This window comes from Roseivivax jejudonensis, assembly GCF_900172265.1.
GTDB classification, from domain to species: Bacteria; Pseudomonadota; Alphaproteobacteria; order Rhodobacterales; family Rhodobacteraceae; genus Roseivivax; species Roseivivax jejudonensis.
In genome coordinates this window covers 69489-90336 of sequence record NZ_FWFK01000001.1, presented here as the reverse complement: position 1 = coordinate 90336, position 20848 = coordinate 69489, and the positions used below count along the sequence as shown (strand labels likewise).

Genomic DNA, 20848 nt, shown 5'->3' with positions numbered 1-20848 from the left:
CGCTCGTCGGTCGGCGGGACCGGCCCGCCGACCCGGCGGGTCAGCTTGCCATCTCGCCGGTGCCGCAGCCCATGCCGGCCGCCTCTTCGAGATAGGTGTGGGTGACAAAGTTCGCCGCGTCCAGTTCCTCCTCGATCGCGCCGCCGTCGTGCATGAGATCGGCGAGCGCCTGATAGCCCGAGGTGTTGAGCACCGCCTGCGGATCGGTCGGGAACATCTCGATTTCCACCGCCACATCGTAGAAGGCCGAAACCGCGGCCTCGTTGGCGCCGCGCACGTTGTCCATCGTGTAGGACACGAAATCCTCCTTGCTGGAATTTATCCAGTGGTTGATCTCGAGATTGGCGCAGGCGATCGCCGTGACCAGCTCTTCGTTTGCCTCGATGTACTCGCGTGGGGCGTAGATCGCGCGCGACGACAGGCCGGGCACGAGATCGGCGACATAGCCGAGCAGCTGCGTGTTCGCGCCCTGCTCCTTCATCGCCAGCCAGTTGTCGATGTAGACGATCGTCGCCTGAACCTGCCCGGCCATGACGGCGGCCGCGCGTTCGGAGCTGCCGCCGACAGGCACGACCTGCACGTCCACCTCGGGTTCGAGGCCGGCTTGGCGGAGCATGTAGCGGAACAGCATGCCGTTGAAGCCGCCCGGTCCGCTGGTGGCGATCGCGCCGCCCTCGAGGTCTTCCATGCTGGCGACGCCTTCGGACGAGACGACGGCGTAGTGCATGGTCGAGATCGGTGCGCCGAACGCGACCACGTCGACGTCGCGCGACTGTCCCGAGATGATCTCGTCGGAACTGCGCGCGGCGACGTCGATCCGGTCGGCCACGATGGCTTCGAGCCCCGAGATGTTCGGAAGCTCGACGCGCGTCACATCCGCGCCCCAGCTCTCGAGCATTTCGATCATGCGCAGCGTGCCGACGTTGAGCACCTGCGCCTGCGCGGTGCCGATGGTGACCTCCGTGCCCGAAAGATCGAAGGTCTGCGCCGAAGCGGCGGTCCCGCCCGCGGCGAACACCGCGGCGAGGCTCGCCGATGCGGCGAGCGTTCCGAGATTGGCAGTCATGGTCATCTTCTCCTCCTCCTTGGTTGCCGATGCCCCGGTGCCGATCCTCCTCCGGCGAGCGGGGCGGGTGCGATGTCCCTTTGGTCGGCTTTGCGAGGGCGCCCGCACGCCTGCCGACGCGTTCTTGGCGTCACGGGATCAGGCAGCGTCTCCCTTCCAGTTCTGAAAGCGTTTCTCGAACGTATCGAGCAGGGTCACGATGATCGTGCCCAGCGTCGCGATGATGACGACGGCGCACAGCATCTTGGCCGGAAGCAGCTCTTCTGAGCCCTTCTGGATCACGCCTCCGAGGCCCACGATCTGCAGGAACATCTCGCCGATGATGACGCCCACGATAGCGCGCTCCGCCCCGATCCGGAGGCCCGCCACCACGAAGGGGATCGCACCCGGGATCAGGACGTGCCGCGCCATCTGCACGCGGTTGGCCCGGTAGGAGCGCGCCACCTCGACGAGGTCCGGCCGCGCATGGCGCACGCCCTGCGCGGTGTTCACGCTGATCGCGATGGCGGACCAGAAGAACACGAGGAACAACCGCGCCTCGAAGCCGATCCCGAACCACACGATGATGAGCGGCACCACGACGACCCGCGGGGTCGAGAAGATCGCGTAGAGATACGGCTGAAGAATGTCGCCGAAGCGTTCCCATGCCCCCATGACGATGCCGAAGGGGATGCCCGCGACGACGGCGAGCGCGTAGCCAAGAAACAGTGCCTGAACGGTGATCGTCGCGGCCCGCTGGAGTTCTCCTGTCGCAAGCAGTTCGGCGAATTGCTGGGCGACGACCGAGGGCGGCGCGAAAAGCAGCGGGTTGATGCTGCGCCCGACGAGTTCCCAGCCGCCGACCACGACGACGAGGCTCAGAAGCGGCAGCAAGACGCGGGGTTTCGAGATGGTGGCAAGCATCAAGAGCCTCCCTCAGGTCCAGTGCAGGCGGCGCTCGACCCGCGCGATGAGGGTGACGAGGCCGATGCCGAGGAGCGAGAGCGGCAGGATCGACGCGAACACGTAGTCGGTCTGGAACATCGCCCCGTAGGACTTGATGAGCCCACCTATCCCGCCGAGCCGCAAATATGTCTCGGCCACCGCCATGCCGACGACCCCGCGCCCGGCCGCGAGGCGAAGCCCCGCCATCAGGACCGGCAGTGCTGCACGGATGCGCACGGTGAACAGTAGCGGGATCTCGCCCTTCACGCCGAAGGACCGCGCCACGTCGATCAGGTCGCCCGGCGCATCGCGCAGGCCCGAGGCCACGCTGAACAGGATGGGCACCACCGCGGCCAGAACCACCACGATGACCCGGCCGGGAAAGCCGAACCCGAACCACACCAGCACCAGCGGCACGAGCGCGATCGTCGGCGTCACGAAGAGCGCGCTGAAATACGGGTTCAGCATCCAGTACGCGGTCTGCGACCGCGCAATCAGCGCACCGAAGACAAAGCCGATCACGGTTGCCGCGATCAGTCCGACGATCAGCAGAAAGATGCTCTGCCCGAGCGCCAGAAAAAGCTCGCCGCTGAGGATCAGGTCGAGAAGCGCGGCGAGGATCGCGCTGATCGGAGGCATGGTCAGCGGATTGTCGAGCGCGCGCGCGGTCACCTCCCACAGCACGAGAAAGACTGCGACCCCGATCAGCTGGTCGCGGCGCACGTCCTTGCGGCTGCGCGCGCTCATGACGTCTCCTCCGCGCGCTGTTCCACGAGGTCGTTGCGCAGGGCCTGCCACAGATGGCCGCGCACCTTGGCAAAGCCTTCGTGACCGCGCACGTCATAGTCGAAGCGGGGGCGCGGCAACTCGACGGGGATCGTCTCGCGCACGCGGCCGGGGCCGCGTGACATCAGAAGAACGCGATCGGCCAGCAGCACGGCCTCGTCGAGGTCGTGAGTGATGAAGACGACGGTCTTCTGCTCTTCCTGCCAGATCCGCATCAGCTCTTCCTGCATGAGCTCCCGGGTCTGCGCGTCGATCGCGCCGAACGGTTCGTCCATCAGCAGGATGTCGGCGCCGGTCGACAGCGCCCGGGCCAGTCCGACCCGCTGTTGCATGCCGCCCGAAAGCTGGTGCGGGTAGGCGTCCACGAAGCGGTCGAGCCCCACTTGCCGGATATGGTGCATCGCGGTCTCGCGTGCGGTCTCGGCCGGTTCGTTCCTGACCTGCAGCGGGAACATCACGTTGTCGATGACCGTCTTCCAGGGAAACAGCCCGAAAGTCTGGAAGACCATGGCGCGTTTCAGGCCGGGCTCGCGGACGGTTTCTCCCTCCACCATGACCTCGCCGTCGTCGGGCAGGATGAGCGACGCGATGATGCGCAGAAGCGTTGTCTTGCCGCATCCGCTCGGGCCGATGATCGTCAGGAACTCGCCCTGCCGGATCGACAGGTCGATGCCGTCCAGCGCGAGCACGCGCTGGGCATTCTCGTCATCGGACAGCGCGAAGGTCTTGCGGATCCCGCGCAGTTCGATGGCCGGGACGTCGACGGTCGCGTCCTTCATTCGTTCATCCTCCCTCGGCGGTCGGCAGCCGCCCTGCGTGTCGTCGCCGATGCGGTCCCCCGCTCAGTCGTGCCGCGCTTGACCGCGCGGTTCGCTTGGTGTTCGTCGGTTTGGAGCGGCGCGATCTCGGGCGCCCGGGCAAGGGGAGAGCATCATGGCATGCAGCGTGATCGACCGGTCAGAGGCGCGCGGACGATGCTGACGCTGTCCTTCGCCACGTGGGATCACGACCGCACGATGCCGCTCCACGACGGCCGCGTTGCGATCGATGGCGTGACGCTCGAGAGCCACGTTCTGCCCACCTCCAAGCTCTTCCCGCTGGCGGTGCAGGAAGCGCGGTTCGACATCACCGAAATGTCCGTCTCCAGCTACATCCTGCAGATCGCGCGCGGAGAGGCCGCTTATACCGCGGTCCCGGTCTTTCCCTCCCGCGCCTTTCGTCACTCCGGCTTCTTCACGCGCCGGGGCGCCGGCATCTCGACGCTGGCCGAGTTCGCCGGACGACGGATCGGCGTGCCCGAATACCAGATGACCGCCGCCCTCTGGATGCGAGGCATCCTGCAAGACGAGCACGGTGTGAGTGTCGAGGACATCCATTGGCGCACCGGCGCCCTCGATGCCGGCGTACGGCGCGAGCGGCTGGCGCTGGCGCTGCCCGACGGGATGGTCGTGGAGCCGATCGCCGAGGGCGAAACGCTGCAGGAGCTGCTGCTGGCCGGCGAGATCGACGGGCTCCTGGCGCCGAAGCCGCCGCAGGCGTTCCTCGACGGGCACCCCGACATCATGCGCGTGCTGCCGGACTTCGAGGCGGCCGAGATCGCGTACCATCGCGCCACCGGCTTCTTTCCGATCATGCACGTGCTCGGCATCCGCAAGACGCTGTCCGAAGCGCATCCCTGGCTGCCCGCGGCGCTGCAGGCGGCCGGCGTCTCCGCGCGCGACATGGCCGTGGCGCGGCTGCGCGAGATCTGGCTCGGCAACTCCAACCGGCTGTCGTTGCCGTGGCTCAACGCGAGCATGGAGCGAACGCTTGAGGTGATGGGGGAGGATTTCTGGTCCTACGGCGTCCGGCGCAATCGCGCGGAACTCGACGCGATCTGCCGCTACTCCGTCGAACAGTATCTCGCACCCCACCGCGTCGCCCCCGAGGACCTGTTCCACGAAAGCGTGCTCGACACCTGAGCGGGTTGGGTGCGCCGTGGGTCGCATCACGGATCCCCGAACAGCCGCGCGGCGACCGATTTGAGGTGGCGGCGCATCGCGTCGTGGGCCGCGTCCTGTTCGCGCGCCTCGATCGCGGCGGCGATCGCCTCGTGCTCCCCAAAGCTCGAATGATCTTCGGGCGGACGGGTCGTCGTCCGGGTGACGGACCCCCACGCCACCTCGCGCCGCACCCGATTCAGACTGTCGAAAAGGGCCAGCAGCAGCGCGTTGTCTGCCGCCGCGGCAATGTCGCGGTGGAACTGGTCGTCCTGGCGTTCGTATTCGGTCCAGCTTGCCGCGGCCCGTTGCCGGGCGAGCGTGGTGCGGATCCGGGCGAGGGCATCGCGCGACGCATTCATCGCCGCTTCGCGCGCCATTGCCGGCTCGATCGTGATCCGTGCGCGCATCATGCGGTAGGGCGTGAGGTGCGCGCCGATGCCGGCGAACGGGTCGATCCCGGTTTCGTCGCCCGCCGCGTGAGACACGAACGTGCCCTTGCCCACGTGCCGCCAAATGAGCCCGTCGCGTTCCAGCTGGTCGAGCGCCTTGCGCAGCGCGGACCGGCCGATGCCGAGCAGGTCGATCAGGTGGCGTTCGGCGGGCAGGCGGTCGCCCGGCCCGAGCTCGCGCTCCGCGATCATGGCGCGGAGAAGGTCGGCGGCGTCATCGCGTTCCGGCTGGTCTGCACGAACGAGCACGTGATCATGTCCTCCCTCTGAGACGTGGACCGTATCGAATCGATCCGGCCGTGTCACCAATTTTCGTATTGGTATAGATTGATCTTGGCGTCGCCGGAGGTTAGCAACGAGACCATCATCGTTCGTCAGGGAGGTTGCGATGCCAGATTACGTTACGGACGTGCCACCGGTCACGGCCCTGCCGGTGGCCGGGCAGCAGGGGGCGTTTCCCGTTCGCCGGGTCTACTGCATCGGCCGCAACTACGCCGCGCACGCGGTCGAGATGGGTCACGATCCGGACCGCGAGCCGCCGTTCTTCTTCCAGAAGAACCCCAACAACCTCGATCCGTCCGGCACGTTTCCCTACCCCGAGCACACTTCTGACGTGCATCACGAGGCGGAATTGGCGGTTTACCTGAAGTCCGGCGGAAAGAGCATCCCGGTCGATGATGCGTTGGAGCACGTCTACGGCTACGGTCTGTCGCTCGACATGACGCGCCGGGATCTGCAGGGCGAGATGAAGAAGATGGGCCGCCCGTGGGAGATCGGGAAAGCGTTCGAGCGCTCCGCGCCCGTCGGTCCCGTGCATCCGGCCGCGGATGTGGGGCACCCCTCAGAGGGTCGGCTCGAGTTGAAGCTGAACGGTGACGTGAAGCAGGAAGGCGACCTCAATCAGATGATCTGGAAGGTTCCGGAGATGATCTCGTACCTGTCCGAGTATTTCGAACTCGCCCCGGGCGACGTGATCCTGTCCGGCACGCCGTCGGGCGTCGGGCCGGTAAAGCCGGGCGACACGCTCGAGATGACGATCGACGGACTCGGATCGATGACCGTCACGGTTACCTGAGATACGATCCGGCGCCGGGCAAGGATACCACGAGTCATGCGTGAGCCACCCAGGATTGCCGTCGTCGGTGCCGGGCCCGCAGGGCTGACCTGCGCCAAGGCACTGGCAGAGAGCGGTTTTTCGATAACGGTGTTCGAGAAATCCCGCGGGCTTGGTGGGCGGCTGGCGACTCGGAGGCGCGAGGGCGTGCAATTCGATCACGGTGCGCCCGCGGTGGCTGTGTCGTCGCCCCAAGGGCGGGCCTGGGTCGCCGCCGCCGAGGCCGCGGAACACGCCGTTGCGTGGCCCGGCCGGTCGTTGGCTGACGGGCCGGAATGGGTTGGCCTGCCGGGGATGAGCGGCTTGTGCCGCCCGTTGGCTGATGGGCTCGACATCGCCTTCCAGAGCGAGGTCACCAGCCTGCGGGACGAGGGCAGTCAGTGGATCGTCGGCACGGATGCGGGGGCGTTGCCCTTCGATCGCGTCGTGCTGGCGATCCCCGCGCCGCAGGCCCAGCGACTCCTTGCGGATGTCGATGACACGCTGTGTCGCGCGCTTGACCGGGTGGTCTATGCGCCGTGCTACACGCTCTTGGTCGCCTTTGCCGCACCGCCCGGTTGGGGCGACGCGATCACGGCGCCGAATGCACCGTTTGCACACGTAATGCGAGATTCATCGAAGCCCGGACGTGCCGGTGGCGCAGAGTGCTGGGTGGCGCATGCCGGCGCCGAATGGAGCCGCGCCAACCTCGAAATGCCGCGCCCGGATGCGGCCGAGGCATTGCTGGGCGCGCTCGATGCAGCGCACGGTCCGCTGCCGCCGGTCGAGGTCATCATGGGGCATCGTTGGCGGTTCTCGCAGGTGGAGGTGGCGTTCGGGCAACCATGCGTGGCCTCTGGCGATGGCCGACTCGTTCTCGGCGGTGATTGGACGCTGGGCCCCTTGGCCGATCACGCCGTCCAAAGCGGCGCGGCGCTGGCCGACGCCGTTCTTCGCGGTTCGTAGGGCGCAGTCACTCTCGTTTCAAAATATACTTTTACGATCAAGTAATTAAGCTGCGGTTAGCCGCCATACCTGCTCGCGGTGGGCATCGGTATACCAATCCAGATCAATTTGGATTAATGCGTGACTCGCGCAGATTGAAGGAGTATTGGTCGGAACAGTCCTGCAGCCCGCGGATCGAAGGGGAGTCGACCCTCGGGGCGCCGAGACGGCGCAGGAACAGGATAGCGGGCACTGCGCGTCCCGCCGGGTGGTGGAGCACCCGCGAACCTGAGGGAGGAGCGACCATGACCTTCGAAAGACGAGACTTCATGCGCGCCGCGGCCGGGGCGATCACCGCGACCGTGACGCTGGCGGGCGCGCCCGCATTGGCTCAGGACGACCCGCTTCAGGTCGCGCTGGGAGACATTGCCAGCGTCGAGAGCCTGAACCTGCTGATCGCGATGGAGCGGGCAGGCGAGCGCGGCGTGCCGATGGAGATGACCTTTTTCAACTCCGAAGACGTCGCCGTGCAGGCCGTGCTGTCGGGAGAAGCGGATATCGGTGTCGGCGCACCTTACGCCTTCATCCAGAACTCCGATGCGCCAATCCGCATGTTCTACCGGATGTCGACGCTGCTGTTCTTCCCGGTGGTGAATTCGGAGGTCTATTCCGGATGGGAGGACCTCGACGGACAGGAGGTGACCGTCCATTCGCGCGGATCGGGCACGGAGGCGCTCATGCGGCTGATGGAGGAGGTGCACGGGATCGAGTATTCCAACATTTCCTACGTCCCGGGCTCCGAGGTGCGCGCCGGCGCGATGCTGCAGGGCACGATCAACGCGTCGATCGTCGATGCCGCGAATTTCCGCCTGTTGAAGGAAGAAGGCGGCGACAAGTTCCAGCGCCTGCCGCTTGAAGGCGTGAACGCCACTGACGAGGCTCTGTACGCCAACACCGACGTGCTCGAGGCTCGCGCCGAGGACATGCAGGTCTTTGTCGAGGAACTGCTGCGGACGTGGCAGGAGATCGAGGAAAACCCCGAGATCGTGGGCGAGCTGCGAGAGCAGTACGGCCTTCTGCAGGATCTGCCCGAGGACGTCGCGGCGGAGGCGGTGCCGTACTACACCGAAGCGGTCGAGAACGGCGTTTACCCGACCGATGGCGGCGAGCCTGCGGATGTGGGCGACGACATCGCGTTCCTGGCCGCCGCAGGTCAGGTGACCGGCGATCCTGCCGAGATCGACCCGATGGACTACTGGAGCTTCGATCTGCTCGAGGCGGCGAAAGCCTCGAACTGATCGCATCGAGACCCAGACCCGCGCGGCGCCGGCCGCTGCGCGGGCGCCCCCCGGATCGAGCGGAAAGCAGATGGCATCCACGACCCAGACCAATGCCGCGGAAGGCCCGGTCGCCGGGCTCACTTCACGCTGGGCGTCGGCGGCCGCCGACACGCCGGCGATCTGGAAGATCCTGTCGCTCGCGCTGATCTTCGGCGCTTGGGAGATCGCGGGGAGGACGAACTTCAACTACGCCTTTCCCGGCTTTCTCGAGACCATGGCCGCGCTGTGGGAGATGATCGCGGACGGCTCGATGGGCGCGGCCTACCTGCGGACCGCCGAGCCACTCGTCCTCGGCCTCGTCATCTCGCTGGCGATCGGCGTCAGCTCGGGCGTCGCGATGGGTCTGCGCCGCGATGTCGAGTGGCTGACCCTGCCCATATTCATTACGATGCAGGCGGCGCCGATGGCCGCACTCATCCCGCTCGTCACCTTCGTCTACGGCATCGGCCTCGCCTCCAAGGTGCTGGCCGTCGTGATGCTGTCGCTGCCGGTCATCGCGATCAACAGCTACAAGGCGGTGCGCAACGTGCCGTCCTCGCTGGTCGACATGTCACGATCGTTCATGGGCTCGCGTCGGCAGCAGGTCTTCGGGATCATCCTGCCGGCCGCCAGCCCGATGATGTTCGCCGGCATCCGGCTGGGCGTGGCCGAGGGCTTTTCCGGTGCCGTGCTGGCAGAGCTTCTCATCACTCCGACCGGCATCGGCGATCTCATCACCTACAACCGCTCGATCGCCAAGTTCGCGCACATGTACGCCGCGATCTTCTCGATCGTCGCGCTGGCGGTCATCACCGTGTCGCTGCTCCATCGGCTGGAGGTGACGCTGTTCCGTCCCGAAAAGAGAGGCGTCTGATGAACGTGACCCACCTGTCCGAGTCCCGCGCGCACAGCGCGCCGGCCGCCGGCGACGCCGCCCGGGATGCGATCATCGAAGTGGAGGGCATCCACAAGATCTACGGCGGCAGCGTTACGGCGCTCGAGAACATCAACCTCGACTTTCACCGTGGTGCCCTGACCAGCCTTCTGGGCCCGTCGGGCTGCGGAAAGACAACGCTGCTCAAGATCCTCGCCGGGCTGTTGCAGCCGACGTCGGGCGAGGTGCGGGTGAACGGTACGCCGGTAACCGGCCCGGGGCCCGAGCGCGCCTTCGTGTTCCAGGATTTCGCGCTGATGCCGTGGGCCACGGTCCTGCGCAACGCGGCCTATGGTCTCGAACTGCGCGGTGTGTCGCTGCGCGAGCGCGAGGAGCGCGCGCGCCACTACATCGACGAGGTCGGCCTGTCGGGATTCGAGGACAAGTATCCGCACGAGTTGTCGGGCGGGATGCGCCAGCGGGTCGGGCTGGCCCGTGCCCTGGCGGTCGACGCCGATGTGCTGCTGATGGACGAGCCCTTCTCGGCGGTCGACGAACAGACCCGCCGCAAGTTCCAGGAGGATCTGATCCGCCTGCGCGAGATCGAGAAGAAGACGTTCCTGCTCGTCACCCACTCGATCGAAGAAGCGGTCTACCTGTCGGACCGGATCGTGCTGCTGTCGCCGCGGCCGGGCCGTGTGGCGCAGATCGTCACGCCCGAGATTGATCGGTCTGGCGATCCCGACGCGATCCGCCGGACGCCGGAATACCTCGACCTGATCGACGAGATCTGGGCGGGCCTGCGAACCTACGTGGAGTGAGCCGATGGAGATCTACGGATACCGGGTGCCCGCTGCCGCCGCGTTGATCGTCTGGGTGGTGATCTGGGAGATCGTCGGCCGGTTCGACCTTCTGCTGATGTTTCCGCCCTTCACCGAGGTGCTGGCCTCGTTGCCCGATGTGATCGGCACTCCAAGCTTCGCCGAGGCCGCGCGCATCACGGTCGTCAGCTACCTGGCCGGGCTGGCGCTCGCGATCGTTGTCGGGATCGGTATCGGGCTGCTGATGGGGCTGGTGAAGCGGGCCGACCAGATCCTGAACATGTGGGTGAACATCTTTCTGTCGGCGCCGCTTTCGGCGCTCGTTCCGGTCATCATGATCCTGTTCGGGATGGGATCTCCCACGGTGGTGGCGACGGTTTTCATGTTCGCGGTCTGGATCATCGCGCTCGACACCCGCGCGGGCGTGCTGCACGCGTCGCCGTCATTGCTCGAGATGGGGCGCGCCTTCGGCGCGTCGCGGGGCCAGCGGCTGAAGCTGATCCTGCTGTCGGCCTTGCCGGAGATCCTGGCCGGCATTAGGCTCGGCGTCATTCGCGGCGTGAAGGGCGTTGTGATCGGTCAGCTTCTGGTGTCGATCATCGGCGTGGGCGCGCTGTTCTCGCTCTACTCGCAGAACTTCCTGATGGCGCATTTCTGGGCGCTGATCCTGATCCTCTTCGCCTTCGCGCTGTCGCTTGCCGAATTGATCAACCGTCTCGAGGCGCGGGTCGAATATTACGCCGGCAGCCGGAGCTGACGCGCCGGCTGGACTGCATGAAGGACCGGGGGAAGGGCGGCACGAAACGGGCGCCGAGCCGGGCGCGCCGGGTCGTCAGATGATCGCGCGCCGCAGTTTGGCGGAGACCCACTCGCTGACCACGACGGTCCCGAGGATCAGAAGCAGGATCACCGCGACCTCGTCCCACGACAAGGTATTGATCGAGGCGTTCAGCTTGAGCCCTATCCCGCCCGCGCCGACAAGCCCGAGGATCGTGCTTTCGCGGATGTTGATGTCCCACCGGAAGACCGAGATGCCCCAGAACGCCGGCATGATCTGCGGAATGATGCCGTAGCTGAGAACCTGCAGACCGCTGGCGCCGGTCGCCTCGACGGCTTCCACCTGGCGCGCGTCGGTTTCCTCGATCGCCTCGTAGAGAAGTTTGCCAACGAAGCCGATGGAGCGCAGCGCGATCGCGACGATCCCGGCGAGGAGGCCCGGCCCGATGATCGCCACCAGAAGCAGCGCCCAGATCAGCGAATTGATCGAGCGCGACGCCACGATGATGAAGAGCGCGATGGGCCTCAGGATCATGGCCGACGGTGTCGTGTTGCGCGCGGCGAGGAAGGCGATCGGGAAGGCCATCGCGACGCCGCCGATCGTGCCGAGCGTGGCGATGTTGATCGTGTCCCACAGCGGCAACAGAAGCTCGGGCACGTATCCCCACTCGAGCGGCCACATCCGGCTTCCGATGTCGGCGGCCTGCCGCGGTGCGTCGGTGACGAACGCCCAGATCGTGTTCGCCGTCATCACCTGCCAGCACCAGACGAAGAGCGCGACGAGGCACAGCCAGCCCATCCATTGCACGAGCCGCGCCCGCGGCGTCCGGCGCTGCCAGACCTCGGGATAGTCGTGCGCGGTCATTGCAGGAACTTCCTCAGATAGCTGGAGCCGTACTCGGCGATCATGACGATGCCGATGATCAGCAGCAGGATCGCGCCCGCGCTGTCGTATTCGTAGCGGTCGATTGCAGTGTTCAGCGTCGCGCCGATACCGCCGGCGCCGACGATCCCGATCACCGCGCTTTCGCGGAAATTGATGTCGAGCCTGTAGAGCGACAGCCCGATGAGGCGCGGCATGACCTGCGGTTGGACGGCGTAGTTCACGAGCTGCGTCCAGGAGGCGCCGGTCGCGCGCACGGCCTCCACCTGGCCGGGCTCGATCTCCTCGATGTCGTCGGCCAGGAGCTTGGCGAGGAACCCGATCGTCGCGAATGACAGTGTCAGGAATCCGGCGAACGGACCGAAGCCGAACATCGCCACCAGGAAGATCGCGATGATGACCTCCTGCAGCGCGCGGCTGACCGCGATGATCCCGCGGCAGACAAAATAGACAGGCGCGGGCACGAGGTTCGCGGCGGCGCCGATGCCCACGGGTATCGAGATCAGCACACCGACCACCGTCGATGTCAGGGTCATCGTCAGGCTTTCGATCAGCCCGCGCGAGATGTCGGCCCAGCGGCTGACGAAGTCCGGCTGCAGGAAGCCGGCGGCAAAGCGTTGGCCGCGGGCGAGGCCATCGGCGACGCGTCCCCAGTCGACCTCGATCGTTCCCAGGGCGAGCGCGAGGTAGATGGCGATCCCGAGCTGCACCGCGTAGCGCCATCGCGCGGAACGGATGATCTGTGGCGGCCGCCGCCACGTCGTGGGATAGGTCTCGCTCATTTCGCCAGCGCCTCCAGCCGGCGCGCCGCGTCGGCCTCGGCCTCCGCCTGCTCGCTGTCCCCCTGGCGCATGGCGTTCCAATCTTCGGCGCCGTAGATCTCGGTCAGCGCGGCCTCGGTCAGGTCCGCCGGCGCGCCGTCGAACACGATCCGGCCCGCCCGGAGACCGACAATGCGTTGCATGAATTGCTGGGCGAGCGGCACGTCGTGGATGTTGACGATGACAGGAAGTCCGCGCTCGGCGCAGATCTCCGTGATGAGCCGCATGATCTGGCGCGACGTCTTGGGGTCGAGGCTCGCCGTCGGTTCGTCCACAAGAAGAAGCTCGGGCTCCTGCGCGAGCGCCCGCGCGATGCCGACGCGTTGCCGCTGGCCGCCCGACAGAGCGTCTGCGCGGCTGTCGGCGCGGTTCATCAGCCCCACGCGATCAAGCAGCCGGTAGGCGGTCTGGATGTCGCGCGCGGGATACTTGCGCAGCAGGCTGCGCCAGAACGGCACGTATCCAAGACGCCCGGACAGGACGTTTTCCATCACGGTCAGCCGTTCGACGAGCGCGTATTCCTGAAAGATCATCCCGATGCGCCGGCGCTGCCGGCGCAGCTCGGCCTTGCCCAGCCGGGCGAGGTCGACATCGCCGAGGATCACCTTGCCCGAGCTCGGCTCCACCAGTCGGTTGATGCAGCGGATCAGGGTGGATTTGCCGGCGCCGGACGGGCCGATCAGCCCCATGATCTGTCCCTGCGGAACGGTCAGCGTGACATCGCTGAGCGCCGCCTCCCCGGTGGCATAGGTCTTGGACAATCCGTCCAGATGCAGCATCGCGCAGTCTCCGTCGAACGCAAACGGGCGGCCGGAGCCGCCCGTCGATCGGGGCCAGTGGCCCGGCTCAGTTACAGTCGTAGGAGACGCCGTTCGCCTCGTCGATAGTCCGGATCACGGCCCAGTCTTCTTCGAACGAAATCTCGATGAACTGGTCCTCGCCGTTCTTGCCGAACTCTTCGGCGAGCGCGGTGCCTTCCCACTCGAAGCTGAAGAACGCTTCGCGGATGCTGTCCTGCAGCTCCGGCGTCAGGTTGTAGACCGTGCCGTAGCCCGTCGTCGGAAAGGTCTGCGACTGGTAGACGACCTCGATCTGGTCTTCGGAGATGACTTCGCGCTCGATCATGCGCGCCTTGACCGAGTTGGCGATCGAGGCGGCGATATAGTCCTGGTTGGCGACGCCGAGGATCGAGCTGTCATGCGCGCCCGAGAAGGTGGTCTCGAAATCTTCGCCAGCCGTCATGTCGAACTCGGCCTGGAGGATGGCCGACGGCGCCTTGAAGCCCGAGTTGGACGTCTCGGAGGTGAAGGCCAGCGTCTCGCCCTGCAGATCCGCGACCTCCTCGATGCCGGAATCGGGGTAGGTGATGATCTCCATCTCGTATCCGAACGAGCCATCCTCGGCCGCCATCATCGCGAAGGGACGGAAGCCGGCGCAAGCCACGGCCAGCGGGTTCGAACCGGTGTTGAAGCCCGCGACGTGCAGGCGCCCGGCGCGCATCGCCTCGATCTGGGCGGCGTTCGACTGGACCGGGAAGAACTGGACCTCCTTGCCGGTCACTTCGGACATGTGGTCGAGAAAGCCCTGCCAGACCTCGGCATAGACGGCCGGATCTTCCACCGGCGTGTAGGCGAAGATCAGCGTGTCGGGATCGATCAGCTCCGATTCGTCTTCGGGGATGTCCGCGATCAGGTCGCCGTCGTTGTCTTCGTAGCGGTCGCCGAGCGCAAATTGCGCATGTGCTGCGCCCGCGAAGGACAGTGCCGCGATCGCCGTCAGAGTGCTGAGCGTTTTCATGAGTTTCCCCTGTCTGTTTCGTCTGGGTCGGGCCGTAACAAGGCAGTGTGTCGGGAACGTAACACGACGCGCGCCGCAGCGTGCGACAAATCGGTGCGGCGGCTCGGGGCTTTGCAGATGTGCGGGTTTTTGGACGGGCGACTCATTCGGCGGCGCTGCTCCCATCGTGTCGACGCTACGGGCCTGTGCAAGCGGCCGATCGGCTCACATCGCGATCCTCGTAAAAAGGCAGCCCCGCGAGTGTAACCGGGTTTCGGGCCGACTGGGCTCGGTGCGCGTCCGGATGTCGCACAAGCCTCGTGCGGGCGGCGGCTCCGTCTGCGCGGCCGGACCTGCGGCGCGCCCTATACCGCGCGCTTCACGCCCGACGCCACGGTGGAGAGGCTGAAGAGCAGCGCGGCCATGCAGACGATCGTCGGCCCGGTCGGCGTGTCCAGTGCGTAGGAGACGCGCAGCCCGACCCAGGCAGACGCCATGCCCACGAGCGCGGCCATGACGCCCATGCGTTCGGGCGTGGCGGCGAACGGGCGCACGGTCGCCGCCGGGATGATCAGGAGCGCAGTGATCAGCAGGACGCCGACGACCTTGATCGCGACCGCCACGACGACGGCGAGCGCCAGCGTCAGGACGAGCTGTTCGCGCTTGGGGTCGATCCCGGCGGCGCGGGCGAGGTCGGGGTTCAGCGTCGCCGTCAGAAGCGCCGACCAGCGCCAGCCGATCAGCGCGATCACCAAGGCCGCGCCGCCCCAGATCACGCCGAGGTCGGCGCGCGAAACGGACAGGATGTCGCCGAACAGATACGCCATCAGGTCGATCCGGACGCCCTGAAGAAACGTCACGCCGACGAGGCCGAACGCGAGCGCGGAATGCGCCATAACTCCGAGGAGCGTGTCCATCGCGTAACCGCGGCCCGAGATGATCGACACGACCGTCGCCATGACCAGAGCGATGACCAGCGCGCCTGCGAAGATCGGAAGCGAAAAGGCGAGCGACAGCGCGACGCCGAGAATCGCGGCATGCGCGGTCGCATCGCCGAAATAGGCCATGCGGCGCCAGACCACGAAGCATCCGAGCGGCGCCGCCGCGAGGCCGGTGCCGATGCCGGCCAGTGCGGCGCGGGTCATGAAGTCGTCGAGCATTACTCAGCGGCGTCCTGCGAATGATCGTGCGCATGGGTGTGGTCGTGATGGTGGCGATAGAGCGCCAGCGCGCCCTGGGTGCCCTCGCCGAAGAGGCGGCGGTAATCTGGAGCCGCCGCGACCACCTCGGGCGTGCCTTCGCAGCAGACATGGCCGTTGAGGCAGATCACACGGTCCGACGCGCTCATCACCACGTGCAGGTCGTGGCTGATCATCAGCACGCCGCAGCCGGTCGTGGCCCGGACCTCCTCGATGCGCTGGTAGAAGGCGGCGGCGCCCGGCTGGTCAAGCCCCGCGGTGGCCTCGTCGAGGATCAGCAGGTCGGGCTCTTCGAGGATCGCGCGTGCCAGCAGCGCGCGCTGGAACTGGCCGCCCGAGAGCGCCGCCATCTGGCGATTGCCGATCTCCGGCACGCCGGCGCGCTCCAGCGCTTCGCGGGCGCGGCGCGCCGACACGCGGCGGGGCAGGGACAGGAACCGCTCGACCGTCATCGGCAGCGTCGGGTCGAGCACGAGCCGCTGCGGCACGTAGCCGATCCGAAGGCCGGCCGCGCGGTCGATGCGGCCCGTCGCTGGCGTCACACCGCCCAGAAGGGCCGCGATCAGCGTCGACTTGCCCGAGCCGTTCGGCCCGACGATCGTCACGATCTCGCCGGCTTGAACGCGCAGGTTGACGTCGTGCAGCACGGTCGTCTCGCCGAAGCGGACGGTCAGGTCGCTGGCCGAAACGAGGGGGCTCGCGTCCGTCATCAGGCGGCCTCCACGCATTTCGGGCAAAGCCCTTCGGCCTCGCGCACCGTGCGTTCAATCACGAAGCCGGCTCCCTTCGCAATGCGGCCGATCTCGCTCTTCGCAACGTCCGACCGGGATTCCGCGACCGAATTGCACCGTCGGCAGATCAGGAAGACGGGCGCGTGAGCGTCCCCGAAATGCGAGCAGGCGATGAACGCGTTGAGCCGTTCGATCCGGTGGGCGAAGCCGTGCTTTGTCAGGAACTCGAGCGCGCGGTAGGCGACGGGAGGCTGCGATCCGAGGCCTTCGGCGCGCAGCACGTCGAGGATCTCGTAGGCCCCCATTGCCTTGTGCTCGGACAGCAGGATCTCGAGCACGCGTTTTCGGGTCTGCGTGAGTTGAAGGCCCCGCGCGACGCAGGCCCGCTCGACGGCCGCAACGCCGTCGACGATACATGCATGGTGGTCATGCGCCTCGAATGCCGGGTCGGTCATTGCCAGCTCCTGCGTGATTTCGGGTTGCTATGAAATATCATAACGACTAAGGCATTTAGGTGTTACCTAATTACAGGAGCTTTGGATGTCCATGAGCTTTGCCAATTCTCTGGCCGGCAGCGTCGTCGCGATCACGGCAGCAAGTGCGGTGCAGGCGGATGTGCCGCGCGTGGCGACCGACATTGCGCCGGTGCACGGGCTGGTGGCGCGTGTCATGGAGGGCCTCGGCACGCCGGACCTCGTGGTCCAGCCGGGCGCGTCGCCGCACAATTACTCGATGCGCCCGTCCGAAGCGCAGGCGCTCGAGCAGGCCGACGCGGTCTTCTGGGTCGGATCCGAACTGGCGCCGTGGCTCTCGGACTCGATCGGCACGCTGGCCTCGGGCGCGCGCGTCGTCGAATTGCTCGACGTCGACGGCATCACCACGCTGGACTACCGCGAAGGCGCGACTTTCGAGGGTCACGACCACGCGCATGACGGCGAGGAGCATGCCGACCACGACCATGCGCACGAAGGCGAGGAACATGCCGACCACGACCACGCGCATGACGACGAGGAGCATGCCGACCACGACCACGCGCATGACGGCGAGGAACATGCCAACCACGACCACGCGCATGACGGCGAGGAACATGCCGACCACGACCACGCGCATGACGGCGAGGAGCACGCCGACCACGACCATGCGCACGAAGGCGAGGATCATGCGGGTCACAGCCACGAAGGTGTCGACACGCACGCCTGGCTCGACCCGGAGAACGGCAAGATCTGGCTGAACGTGATCGCCGCGGAACTGGCCGAACTCGACCCCGAAAACGCCGAAACCTATCGCGACAACGCCGCCGCGGGGCAGGCGGAGATCGACGCCGCAATGGCGGAAGCGGAGGACACCCTGTCCGCAGCCGGCGAGATCAGCTTCGTGGTCTTCCACGACGCATATCACTACTTCGAGAACCGGTTCGGCCTCGCGGCGGCCGGAGCGATCTCGCTCAGCGACGCGACGGACCCGAGCCCCGCGCGGGTTGAGGAGGTGCGCGACACCATCCGCGATCTCGAGGTCCGGTGCGTTTTCGCGGAACCGCAATTCAATCAGGATCTCGTGGCCGTCGTGTCCGAGGGCACCGACGCGCAAGCGGCCGTCATCGACCCGCTCGGCTTCGACCTGCAGATGGGTCCGGGCTTCTATCCCGACCTGATCCGCACCGTCGCCGACAGCATTGCCGGCTGCGGGTCGGCGTCCTGATTTTCAATGCGCGTCGCCGCACCGCCGGCGGGGCGCCTCGAACCGACCGCGCGCCACCAGTCCCGGCGGGGATACCACAGGCGCCTCTTTCGACGCATCGCTCCAGGTCAGCAGCGGACGCGACGTCTTGCCAATCGGCCACCCAACGCCCGTCTGCGGCCAACCGCGAGGGGTGAGATCGAGCGCTGCTACCGGCAGATCGGAAGGACCAATGGTTCGCTCGGCGGCAGCGACCGACGCCATTCGTCGATGATCGGTTGAAGCTGTCGTTTCGGCCAGAACTTCGGCTCCCCGATCGCCGCGAGGCAGGTGCTGTTCCAGTAGAGCCCGGCCTCCGACGGAGACGTTCCTGACCGCACGGCCCGGGCCACGGCATCGATGTCTTCGGATTCGGGATAGATGTAGAGGGATGTGGGATTGCCCTCGACAAGAGAGATGATGTCGTCTGACACCTCGCTCGACCACGTCGTGCACCCGTTGCTGCGGCCCCCGGTGTAATCGACCAGCCGTCCGTACGGGACATATCCGTCCTCATCAGCATATGCGCTGTCCGGCTTCCGGCCACGGCATTGCCATTTCAGGAAAACAGCCTCGTGGCCGCCGATGGCGCGCTCGCGTGCGTTGCGCGTCTCACCTTCGCCATCGAACAGCAGAAACGTGCGATTGAACGGGCGAGACTGGCCGGCTTGGCTGTAGTAGCCCTTGAAAGACGTACGCGTCTCCGCGGTCAGGTAGGTCCCGCCCATCGTCAGCTTCGACCCTTCGGCATTGCTGAAGTGTCGGGCGCACTGGCGATTGTTCGAGAAGTCCGCGCGCGGCAGCGACCGGCCGTTGCCGTAACCCGATGACACCGCCTGGAACTGCTGGCTCTGCTCGCAGATGACATAGAACCGGGGGTTGGGCTGCCCGTTGGTGGACGTGCTCGGACGTGTCGCATCCTTCGCGAGGTAGCAGGGGTTCTGGACGACGCCCTCGCGCCGTTTTCGCTGATGGAGCGCCCGTGCCCGCTGAAGCACGATGGGCGCGATCTGACCTTCGTCCGTCCCCACATGCTGCTGCAGCCATGCCGGAATATCGGCCGTCTCTGCGCCCGTTCGGGCCGGGATCGACCCTGTCGCGATGGCAAGCATCGCGGATACCAGTACGAACCGGCGTGAAATCGCGAACATCGGGAAGCGCTCCTGCTCGGGTTGCCTCGGCGGGAGCGTAACACAAACGATGCGCCCGGGCGCGGAGCTTCCGTGAAATCATGCGCTGCTGCCGAAGTTGCATTGCGAGGTCTGGCTCCGGTGCAACAGGGAACCTCCAAAAAGGCGCAGGCCGACGATGTCCGAAGAGGCCGGGCCCGGACCTCGGAGGCCAGCCGCGCTCGATTCTGCCGCCTTCAGACGAAAGACACCCCCGCACGCGGCGGGGGTGCTTCAAGACGACCGTGTCGATAGATCCCCGAGGGGGTCAGACCGGCTGAACGGTCGGGCGGAAGAGGATCTCGTTCACGTCCACGTTCTCGGGCTGGGAAATTGCGAAGGCGACCATGTCGGACATGGTCGAGGAGGGCACAGCGATGTCCTTGACGAAGTCGCGGATCTGGTCGCCGAGATCCGGCTCGGCGATGTGCTGTGTCAGCTCGGTGTCGACCGCGCCGGGGGAGATGACCGTGACGCGGACGTTGTAGTCCTTCACCTCCTGACGCAGACCCTCGGAAATGGCGCGAACCGCGAACTTGGTGCCGCAGTAGACCGCTCCGGTGGCTACGGCCTTGTGGCCATAGACGGAACTGACGTTGATGATCTGACCCGATTTCTGCTCCTTGAAGATCGGCAGGACCGCCCCGATGCCGTAGAGCGTCCCCTTCACGTTGACGTCGACCATCTGGTCCCATTCGTCGACGCGCAGGCTTTCCATCGGCGAGAGCGGCATCAGGCCGGCATTGTTGAACATCACGTCCACCCGGCCGAAGGCGTCCTTGGCCTTGGTGACCAGCGTCTCGACCTGATCGCGCTTGGTGACGTCGGTGGTGAGAGCCACGGCCGCGCCGCCGGCCGCTTCGATGTCCTTGACGATGGCGTCGAGCCGGTCCTGACGGCGCGCGCCGAGCGCGACCTTCGCGCCCTTCGCGGCAAGGTCGCGGGCCGTCGCCTCGCCCATGCCGCTGGAGGCGCCGGTGATGACGATGACTTTTCCGCTGATGTTGTCGGTCATGGATCGTTCTCCTGGTTTCTTGGTGTGTGCAGGCGGCACGCGTCCGCCCCGGGGATCAGTCGGCCCGCGCGATGCGGACCGCGAAGGACCCGCTCTGCAGGAGCGGGTCGATGAGATCGTCGAACGCGCCGAGGCGGACGAGGCCGCGCGCGGTCCGGAATGGCTTGTAGAAGATCGCGAGGTTGCCCCACGGCGCGTAGATCGTGATGTCGCCGGCCCGGGGCGTGTAGCTTTCGGGCGCGTCCCTCGTATCAACGGCGCGAGGCAGGTCCGCGACCTTCTCGATGCCGTGGAAATCCGACAGCGTGAGGTCGAGCGGCAGCATCGCGGCGAAGTCTCGTCCCGCAGTGCTGCCGTCGAGCGTGGCGGAAAGGGTCTCCGCGCCGACGGTGATGGTGATCGGTATCATTCCGGCCTCCTCTTGCGATGCTGCGGGCCCTGTCCACAGGGCGACGGCAAAAACCATGGCGGTTCGTTGCTTCTGATCCATGGCGCCGTGCTC

The 20848-nt window shown here is 66.6% G+C and carries 23 protein-coding genes; 8 read left to right on the top strand and 15 right to left on the bottom strand.

Features of this window, described 5'->3' with window-relative positions:
* Window positions 1–40: 40 nt before the first annotated feature.
* The 4 genes from ROJ8625_RS00480 to ROJ8625_RS00465 form a co-directional block, all read right to left on the bottom strand.
* A complete protein-coding gene (locus ROJ8625_RS00480) occupies window positions 41–1072 on the bottom strand; it encodes an ABC transporter substrate-binding protein (RefSeq protein ID WP_085789893.1) in 1032 nt (343 codons plus the stop codon).
* A gap of 132 nt (window positions 1073–1204) precedes the next feature.
* Complete coding sequence (locus ROJ8625_RS00475) at window positions 1205–1969, bottom strand: ABC transporter permease (RefSeq protein WP_085789892.1); 765 nt, start codon at window positions 1967–1969, stop codon at window positions 1205–1207.
* A gap of 12 nt (window positions 1970–1981) precedes the next feature.
* Window positions 1982–2737, bottom strand: coding sequence for an ABC transporter permease (locus tag ROJ8625_RS00470; protein ID WP_085789891.1), 756 nt, complete (start codon window positions 2735–2737; stop codon window positions 1982–1984).
* A complete protein-coding gene (locus ROJ8625_RS00465) occupies window positions 2734–3555 on the bottom strand; it encodes an ABC transporter ATP-binding protein (RefSeq protein ID WP_085789890.1) in 822 nt (273 codons plus the stop codon). The genes ROJ8625_RS00470 and ROJ8625_RS00465 overlap by 4 nt, the downstream gene beginning before the upstream one ends.
* 195 nt (window positions 3556–3750) lie before the next feature.
* Between ROJ8625_RS00465 and ROJ8625_RS00460 the strand changes: the two genes are divergently transcribed.
* Window positions 3751–4737: a substrate-binding domain-containing protein gene (locus ROJ8625_RS00460; protein ID WP_085789889.1), complete on the top strand. Its 987-nt coding sequence runs from the start codon at window positions 3751–3753 to the stop codon at window positions 4735–4737.
* Window positions 4738–4763: 26 nt separating this feature from the next.
* Here ROJ8625_RS00460 and ROJ8625_RS00455 read toward each other — a convergent pair whose 3' ends face one another.
* Window positions 4764–5456 (bottom strand): FadR/GntR family transcriptional regulator, encoded by a 693-nt coding sequence (locus ROJ8625_RS00455; RefSeq protein WP_085789888.1) that lies wholly within the window; start codon window positions 5454–5456, stop codon window positions 4764–4766.
* 139 nt (window positions 5457–5595) lie between these two features.
* Between ROJ8625_RS00455 and ROJ8625_RS00450 the strand changes: the two genes are divergently transcribed.
* The 6 genes from ROJ8625_RS00450 (at window position 5596) to ROJ8625_RS00425 (ending at window position 11016) form a co-directional block, all read left to right on the top strand.
* Window positions 5596–6282, top strand: coding sequence for a fumarylacetoacetate hydrolase family protein (locus ROJ8625_RS00450; RefSeq protein ID WP_085789887.1), 687 nt, complete (start codon window positions 5596–5598; stop codon window positions 6280–6282).
* A gap of 36 nt (window positions 6283–6318) precedes the next feature.
* Window positions 6319–7266, top strand: coding sequence for an NAD(P)/FAD-dependent oxidoreductase (locus tag ROJ8625_RS00445; protein ID WP_085789886.1), 948 nt, complete (start codon window positions 6319–6321; stop codon window positions 7264–7266).
* Window positions 7267–7550: 284 nt separating this feature from the next.
* Complete coding sequence (locus ROJ8625_RS00440; protein WP_085789885.1) at window positions 7551–8543, top strand: ABC transporter substrate-binding protein; 993 nt, start codon at window positions 7551–7553, stop codon at window positions 8541–8543.
* A 70-nt stretch (window positions 8544–8613) separates the two neighbouring features.
* A complete protein-coding gene (locus tag ROJ8625_RS00435) occupies window positions 8614–9438 on the top strand; it encodes an ABC transporter permease (protein WP_085789884.1) in 825 nt (274 codons plus the stop codon).
* A complete protein-coding gene (locus ROJ8625_RS00430; protein WP_085789883.1) occupies window positions 9438–10259 on the top strand; it encodes an ABC transporter ATP-binding protein in 822 nt (273 codons plus the stop codon). The genes ROJ8625_RS00435 and ROJ8625_RS00430 overlap by 1 nt, the downstream gene beginning before the upstream one ends.
* A 4-nt stretch (window positions 10260–10263) precedes the next feature.
* The gene (locus tag ROJ8625_RS00425) at window positions 10264–11016 is read left to right on the top strand and encodes an ABC transporter permease (protein WP_085789882.1); all 753 of its coding nucleotides are present in this window, start codon (window positions 10264–10266) and stop codon (window positions 11014–11016) included.
* Between the two features lie 75 nt (window positions 11017–11091).
* Here ROJ8625_RS00425 and phnE (ROJ8625_RS00420) read toward each other — a convergent pair whose 3' ends face one another.
* The 7 genes from phnE (ROJ8625_RS00420) to ROJ8625_RS00390 all read right to left on the bottom strand — a co-directional run bounded on the left by phnE (ROJ8625_RS00420) (window position 11092) and on the right by ROJ8625_RS00390 (window position 16901).
* On the bottom strand, window positions 11092–11901 hold the full coding sequence (phnE, locus tag ROJ8625_RS00420; protein ID WP_085789881.1) for a phosphonate ABC transporter, permease protein PhnE: 810 nt from the start codon (window positions 11899–11901) through the stop codon (window positions 11092–11094).
* Entirely contained in the window at window positions 11898–12701 is an 804-nt protein-coding gene (phnE, locus tag ROJ8625_RS00415) for a phosphonate ABC transporter, permease protein PhnE (RefSeq protein WP_085789880.1), read from the bottom strand. Before phnE (ROJ8625_RS00415) ends, phnE (ROJ8625_RS00420) begins: the two co-directional genes overlap by 4 nt.
* Window positions 12698–13519 carry a phosphonate ABC transporter ATP-binding protein gene (gene phnC, locus ROJ8625_RS00410; RefSeq protein WP_085789879.1) on the bottom strand — a complete coding sequence of 274 codons (822 nt, stop codon included), beginning with the start codon at window positions 13517–13519 and terminating at the stop codon, window positions 12698–12700. The genes phnE (ROJ8625_RS00415) and phnC overlap by 4 nt, the downstream gene beginning before the upstream one ends.
* 67 nt (window positions 13520–13586) lie before the next feature.
* Complete coding sequence (phnD, locus tag ROJ8625_RS00405; protein WP_085789878.1) at window positions 13587–14537, bottom strand: phosphate/phosphite/phosphonate ABC transporter substrate-binding protein; 951 nt, start codon at window positions 14535–14537, stop codon at window positions 13587–13589.
* A 344-nt stretch (window positions 14538–14881) separates the two neighbouring features.
* On the bottom strand, window positions 14882–15676 hold the full coding sequence (locus ROJ8625_RS00400) for a metal ABC transporter permease (RefSeq protein WP_085789877.1): 795 nt from the start codon (window positions 15674–15676) through the stop codon (window positions 14882–14884).
* On the bottom strand, window positions 15676–16425 hold the full coding sequence (locus ROJ8625_RS00395; RefSeq protein ID WP_234984117.1) for a metal ABC transporter ATP-binding protein: 750 nt from the start codon (window positions 16423–16425) through the stop codon (window positions 15676–15678). The genes ROJ8625_RS00400 and ROJ8625_RS00395 overlap by 1 nt, the downstream gene beginning before the upstream one ends.
* On the bottom strand, window positions 16425–16901 hold the full coding sequence (locus ROJ8625_RS00390; protein ID WP_085789875.1) for a transcriptional repressor: 477 nt from the start codon (window positions 16899–16901) through the stop codon (window positions 16425–16427). The genes ROJ8625_RS00395 and ROJ8625_RS00390 overlap by 1 nt, the downstream gene beginning before the upstream one ends.
* An 85-nt stretch (window positions 16902–16986) precedes the next feature.
* Here ROJ8625_RS00390 and ROJ8625_RS00385 point away from each other — a divergent pair, with 85 nt between their 5' ends.
* Window positions 16987–18144, top strand: a complete 1158-nt coding sequence (locus ROJ8625_RS00385; RefSeq protein ID WP_085789874.1) for a zinc ABC transporter substrate-binding protein — start codon at window positions 16987–16989, stop codon at window positions 18142–18144.
* Between the two features lie 188 nt (window positions 18145–18332).
* Here the strand turns inward: ROJ8625_RS00385 and ROJ8625_RS00380 are convergent, their stop codons facing one another.
* The 3 genes from ROJ8625_RS00380 to ROJ8625_RS00370 all read right to left on the bottom strand — a co-directional run bounded on the left by ROJ8625_RS00380 (window position 18333) and on the right by ROJ8625_RS00370 (window position 20755).
* Entirely contained in the window at window positions 18333–19274 is a 942-nt protein-coding gene (locus ROJ8625_RS00380; protein ID WP_143534999.1) for a murein L,D-transpeptidase catalytic domain family protein, read from the bottom strand.
* 325 nt (window positions 19275–19599) lie between these two features.
* Window positions 19600–20346: an SDR family oxidoreductase gene (locus tag ROJ8625_RS00375; protein ID WP_085789872.1), complete on the bottom strand. Its 747-nt coding sequence runs from the start codon at window positions 20344–20346 to the stop codon at window positions 19600–19602.
* A 55-nt stretch (window positions 20347–20401) separates the two neighbouring features.
* On the bottom strand, window positions 20402–20755 hold the full coding sequence (locus ROJ8625_RS00370) for a cyclophilin-like fold protein (RefSeq protein WP_143534998.1): 354 nt from the start codon (window positions 20753–20755) through the stop codon (window positions 20402–20404).
* Between the last annotated feature and the right edge of the window lie 93 nt (window positions 20756–20848).

What these genes read in the sequence shown, in the direction of transcription:
- ROJ8625_RS00480 (WP_085789893.1), bottom strand. Translation starts at nt 1,072, where the DNA reads ATGACCATGACTGCCAATCTCGGAACGCTCGCCGCATCGGCGAGCCTC.
- ROJ8625_RS00475 (WP_085789892.1), bottom strand. Translation starts at nt 1,969, where the DNA reads ATGCTTGCCACCATCTCGAAACCCCGCGTCTTGCTGCCGCTTCTGAGC.
- ROJ8625_RS00470 (WP_085789891.1), bottom strand. Translation starts at nt 2,737, where the DNA reads ATGAGCGCGCGCAGCCGCAAGGACGTGCGCCGCGACCAGCTGATCGGG.
- ROJ8625_RS00465 (WP_085789890.1), bottom strand. Translation starts at nt 3,555, where the DNA reads ATGAAGGACGCGACCGTCGACGTCCCGGCCATCGAACTGCGCGGGATC.
- ROJ8625_RS00460 (WP_085789889.1), top strand. Translation starts at nt 3,751, where the DNA reads ATGCTGACGCTGTCCTTCGCCACGTGGGATCACGACCGCACGATGCCG.
- ROJ8625_RS00450 (WP_085789887.1), top strand. Translation starts at nt 5,596, where the DNA reads ATGCCAGATTACGTTACGGACGTGCCACCGGTCACGGCCCTGCCGGTG.
- ROJ8625_RS00445 (WP_085789886.1), top strand. Translation starts at nt 6,319, where the DNA reads ATGCGTGAGCCACCCAGGATTGCCGTCGTCGGTGCCGGGCCCGCAGGG.
- ROJ8625_RS00440 (WP_085789885.1), top strand. Translation starts at nt 7,551, where the DNA reads ATGACCTTCGAAAGACGAGACTTCATGCGCGCCGCGGCCGGGGCGATC.
- ROJ8625_RS00435 (WP_085789884.1), top strand. Translation starts at nt 8,614, where the DNA reads ATGGCATCCACGACCCAGACCAATGCCGCGGAAGGCCCGGTCGCCGGG.
- ROJ8625_RS00430 (WP_085789883.1), top strand. Translation starts at nt 9,438, where the DNA reads ATGAACGTGACCCACCTGTCCGAGTCCCGCGCGCACAGCGCGCCGGCC.
- ROJ8625_RS00425 (WP_085789882.1), top strand. Translation starts at nt 10,264, where the DNA reads ATGGAGATCTACGGATACCGGGTGCCCGCTGCCGCCGCGTTGATCGTC.
- phnE (WP_085789881.1), bottom strand. Translation starts at nt 11,901, where the DNA reads ATGACCGCGCACGACTATCCCGAGGTCTGGCAGCGCCGGACGCCGCGG.
- phnE (WP_085789880.1), bottom strand. Translation starts at nt 12,701, where the DNA reads ATGAGCGAGACCTATCCCACGACGTGGCGGCGGCCGCCACAGATCATC.
- phnC (WP_085789879.1), bottom strand. Translation starts at nt 13,519, where the DNA reads ATGCTGCATCTGGACGGATTGTCCAAGACCTATGCCACCGGGGAGGCG.
- phnD (WP_085789878.1), bottom strand. Translation starts at nt 14,537, where the DNA reads ATGAAAACGCTCAGCACTCTGACGGCGATCGCGGCACTGTCCTTCGCG.
- ROJ8625_RS00400 (WP_085789877.1), bottom strand. Translation starts at nt 15,676, where the DNA reads ATGCTCGACGACTTCATGACCCGCGCCGCACTGGCCGGCATCGGCACC.
- ROJ8625_RS00395 (WP_234984117.1), bottom strand. Translation starts at nt 16,425, where the DNA reads ATGACGGACGCGAGCCCCCTCGTTTCGGCCAGCGACCTGACCGTCCGC.
- ROJ8625_RS00390 (WP_085789875.1), bottom strand. Translation starts at nt 16,901, where the DNA reads ATGACCGACCCGGCATTCGAGGCGCATGACCACCATGCATGTATCGTC.
- ROJ8625_RS00385 (WP_085789874.1), top strand. Translation starts at nt 16,987, where the DNA reads ATGTCCATGAGCTTTGCCAATTCTCTGGCCGGCAGCGTCGTCGCGATC.
- ROJ8625_RS00380 (WP_143534999.1), bottom strand. Translation starts at nt 19,274, where the DNA reads ATGCTTGCCATCGCGACAGGGTCGATCCCGGCCCGAACGGGCGCAGAG.
- ROJ8625_RS00375 (WP_085789872.1), bottom strand. Translation starts at nt 20,346, where the DNA reads ATGACCGACAACATCAGCGGAAAAGTCATCGTCATCACCGGCGCCTCC.
- ROJ8625_RS00370 (WP_143534998.1), bottom strand. Translation starts at nt 20,755, where the DNA reads ATGATACCGATCACCATCACCGTCGGCGCGGAGACCCTTTCCGCCACG.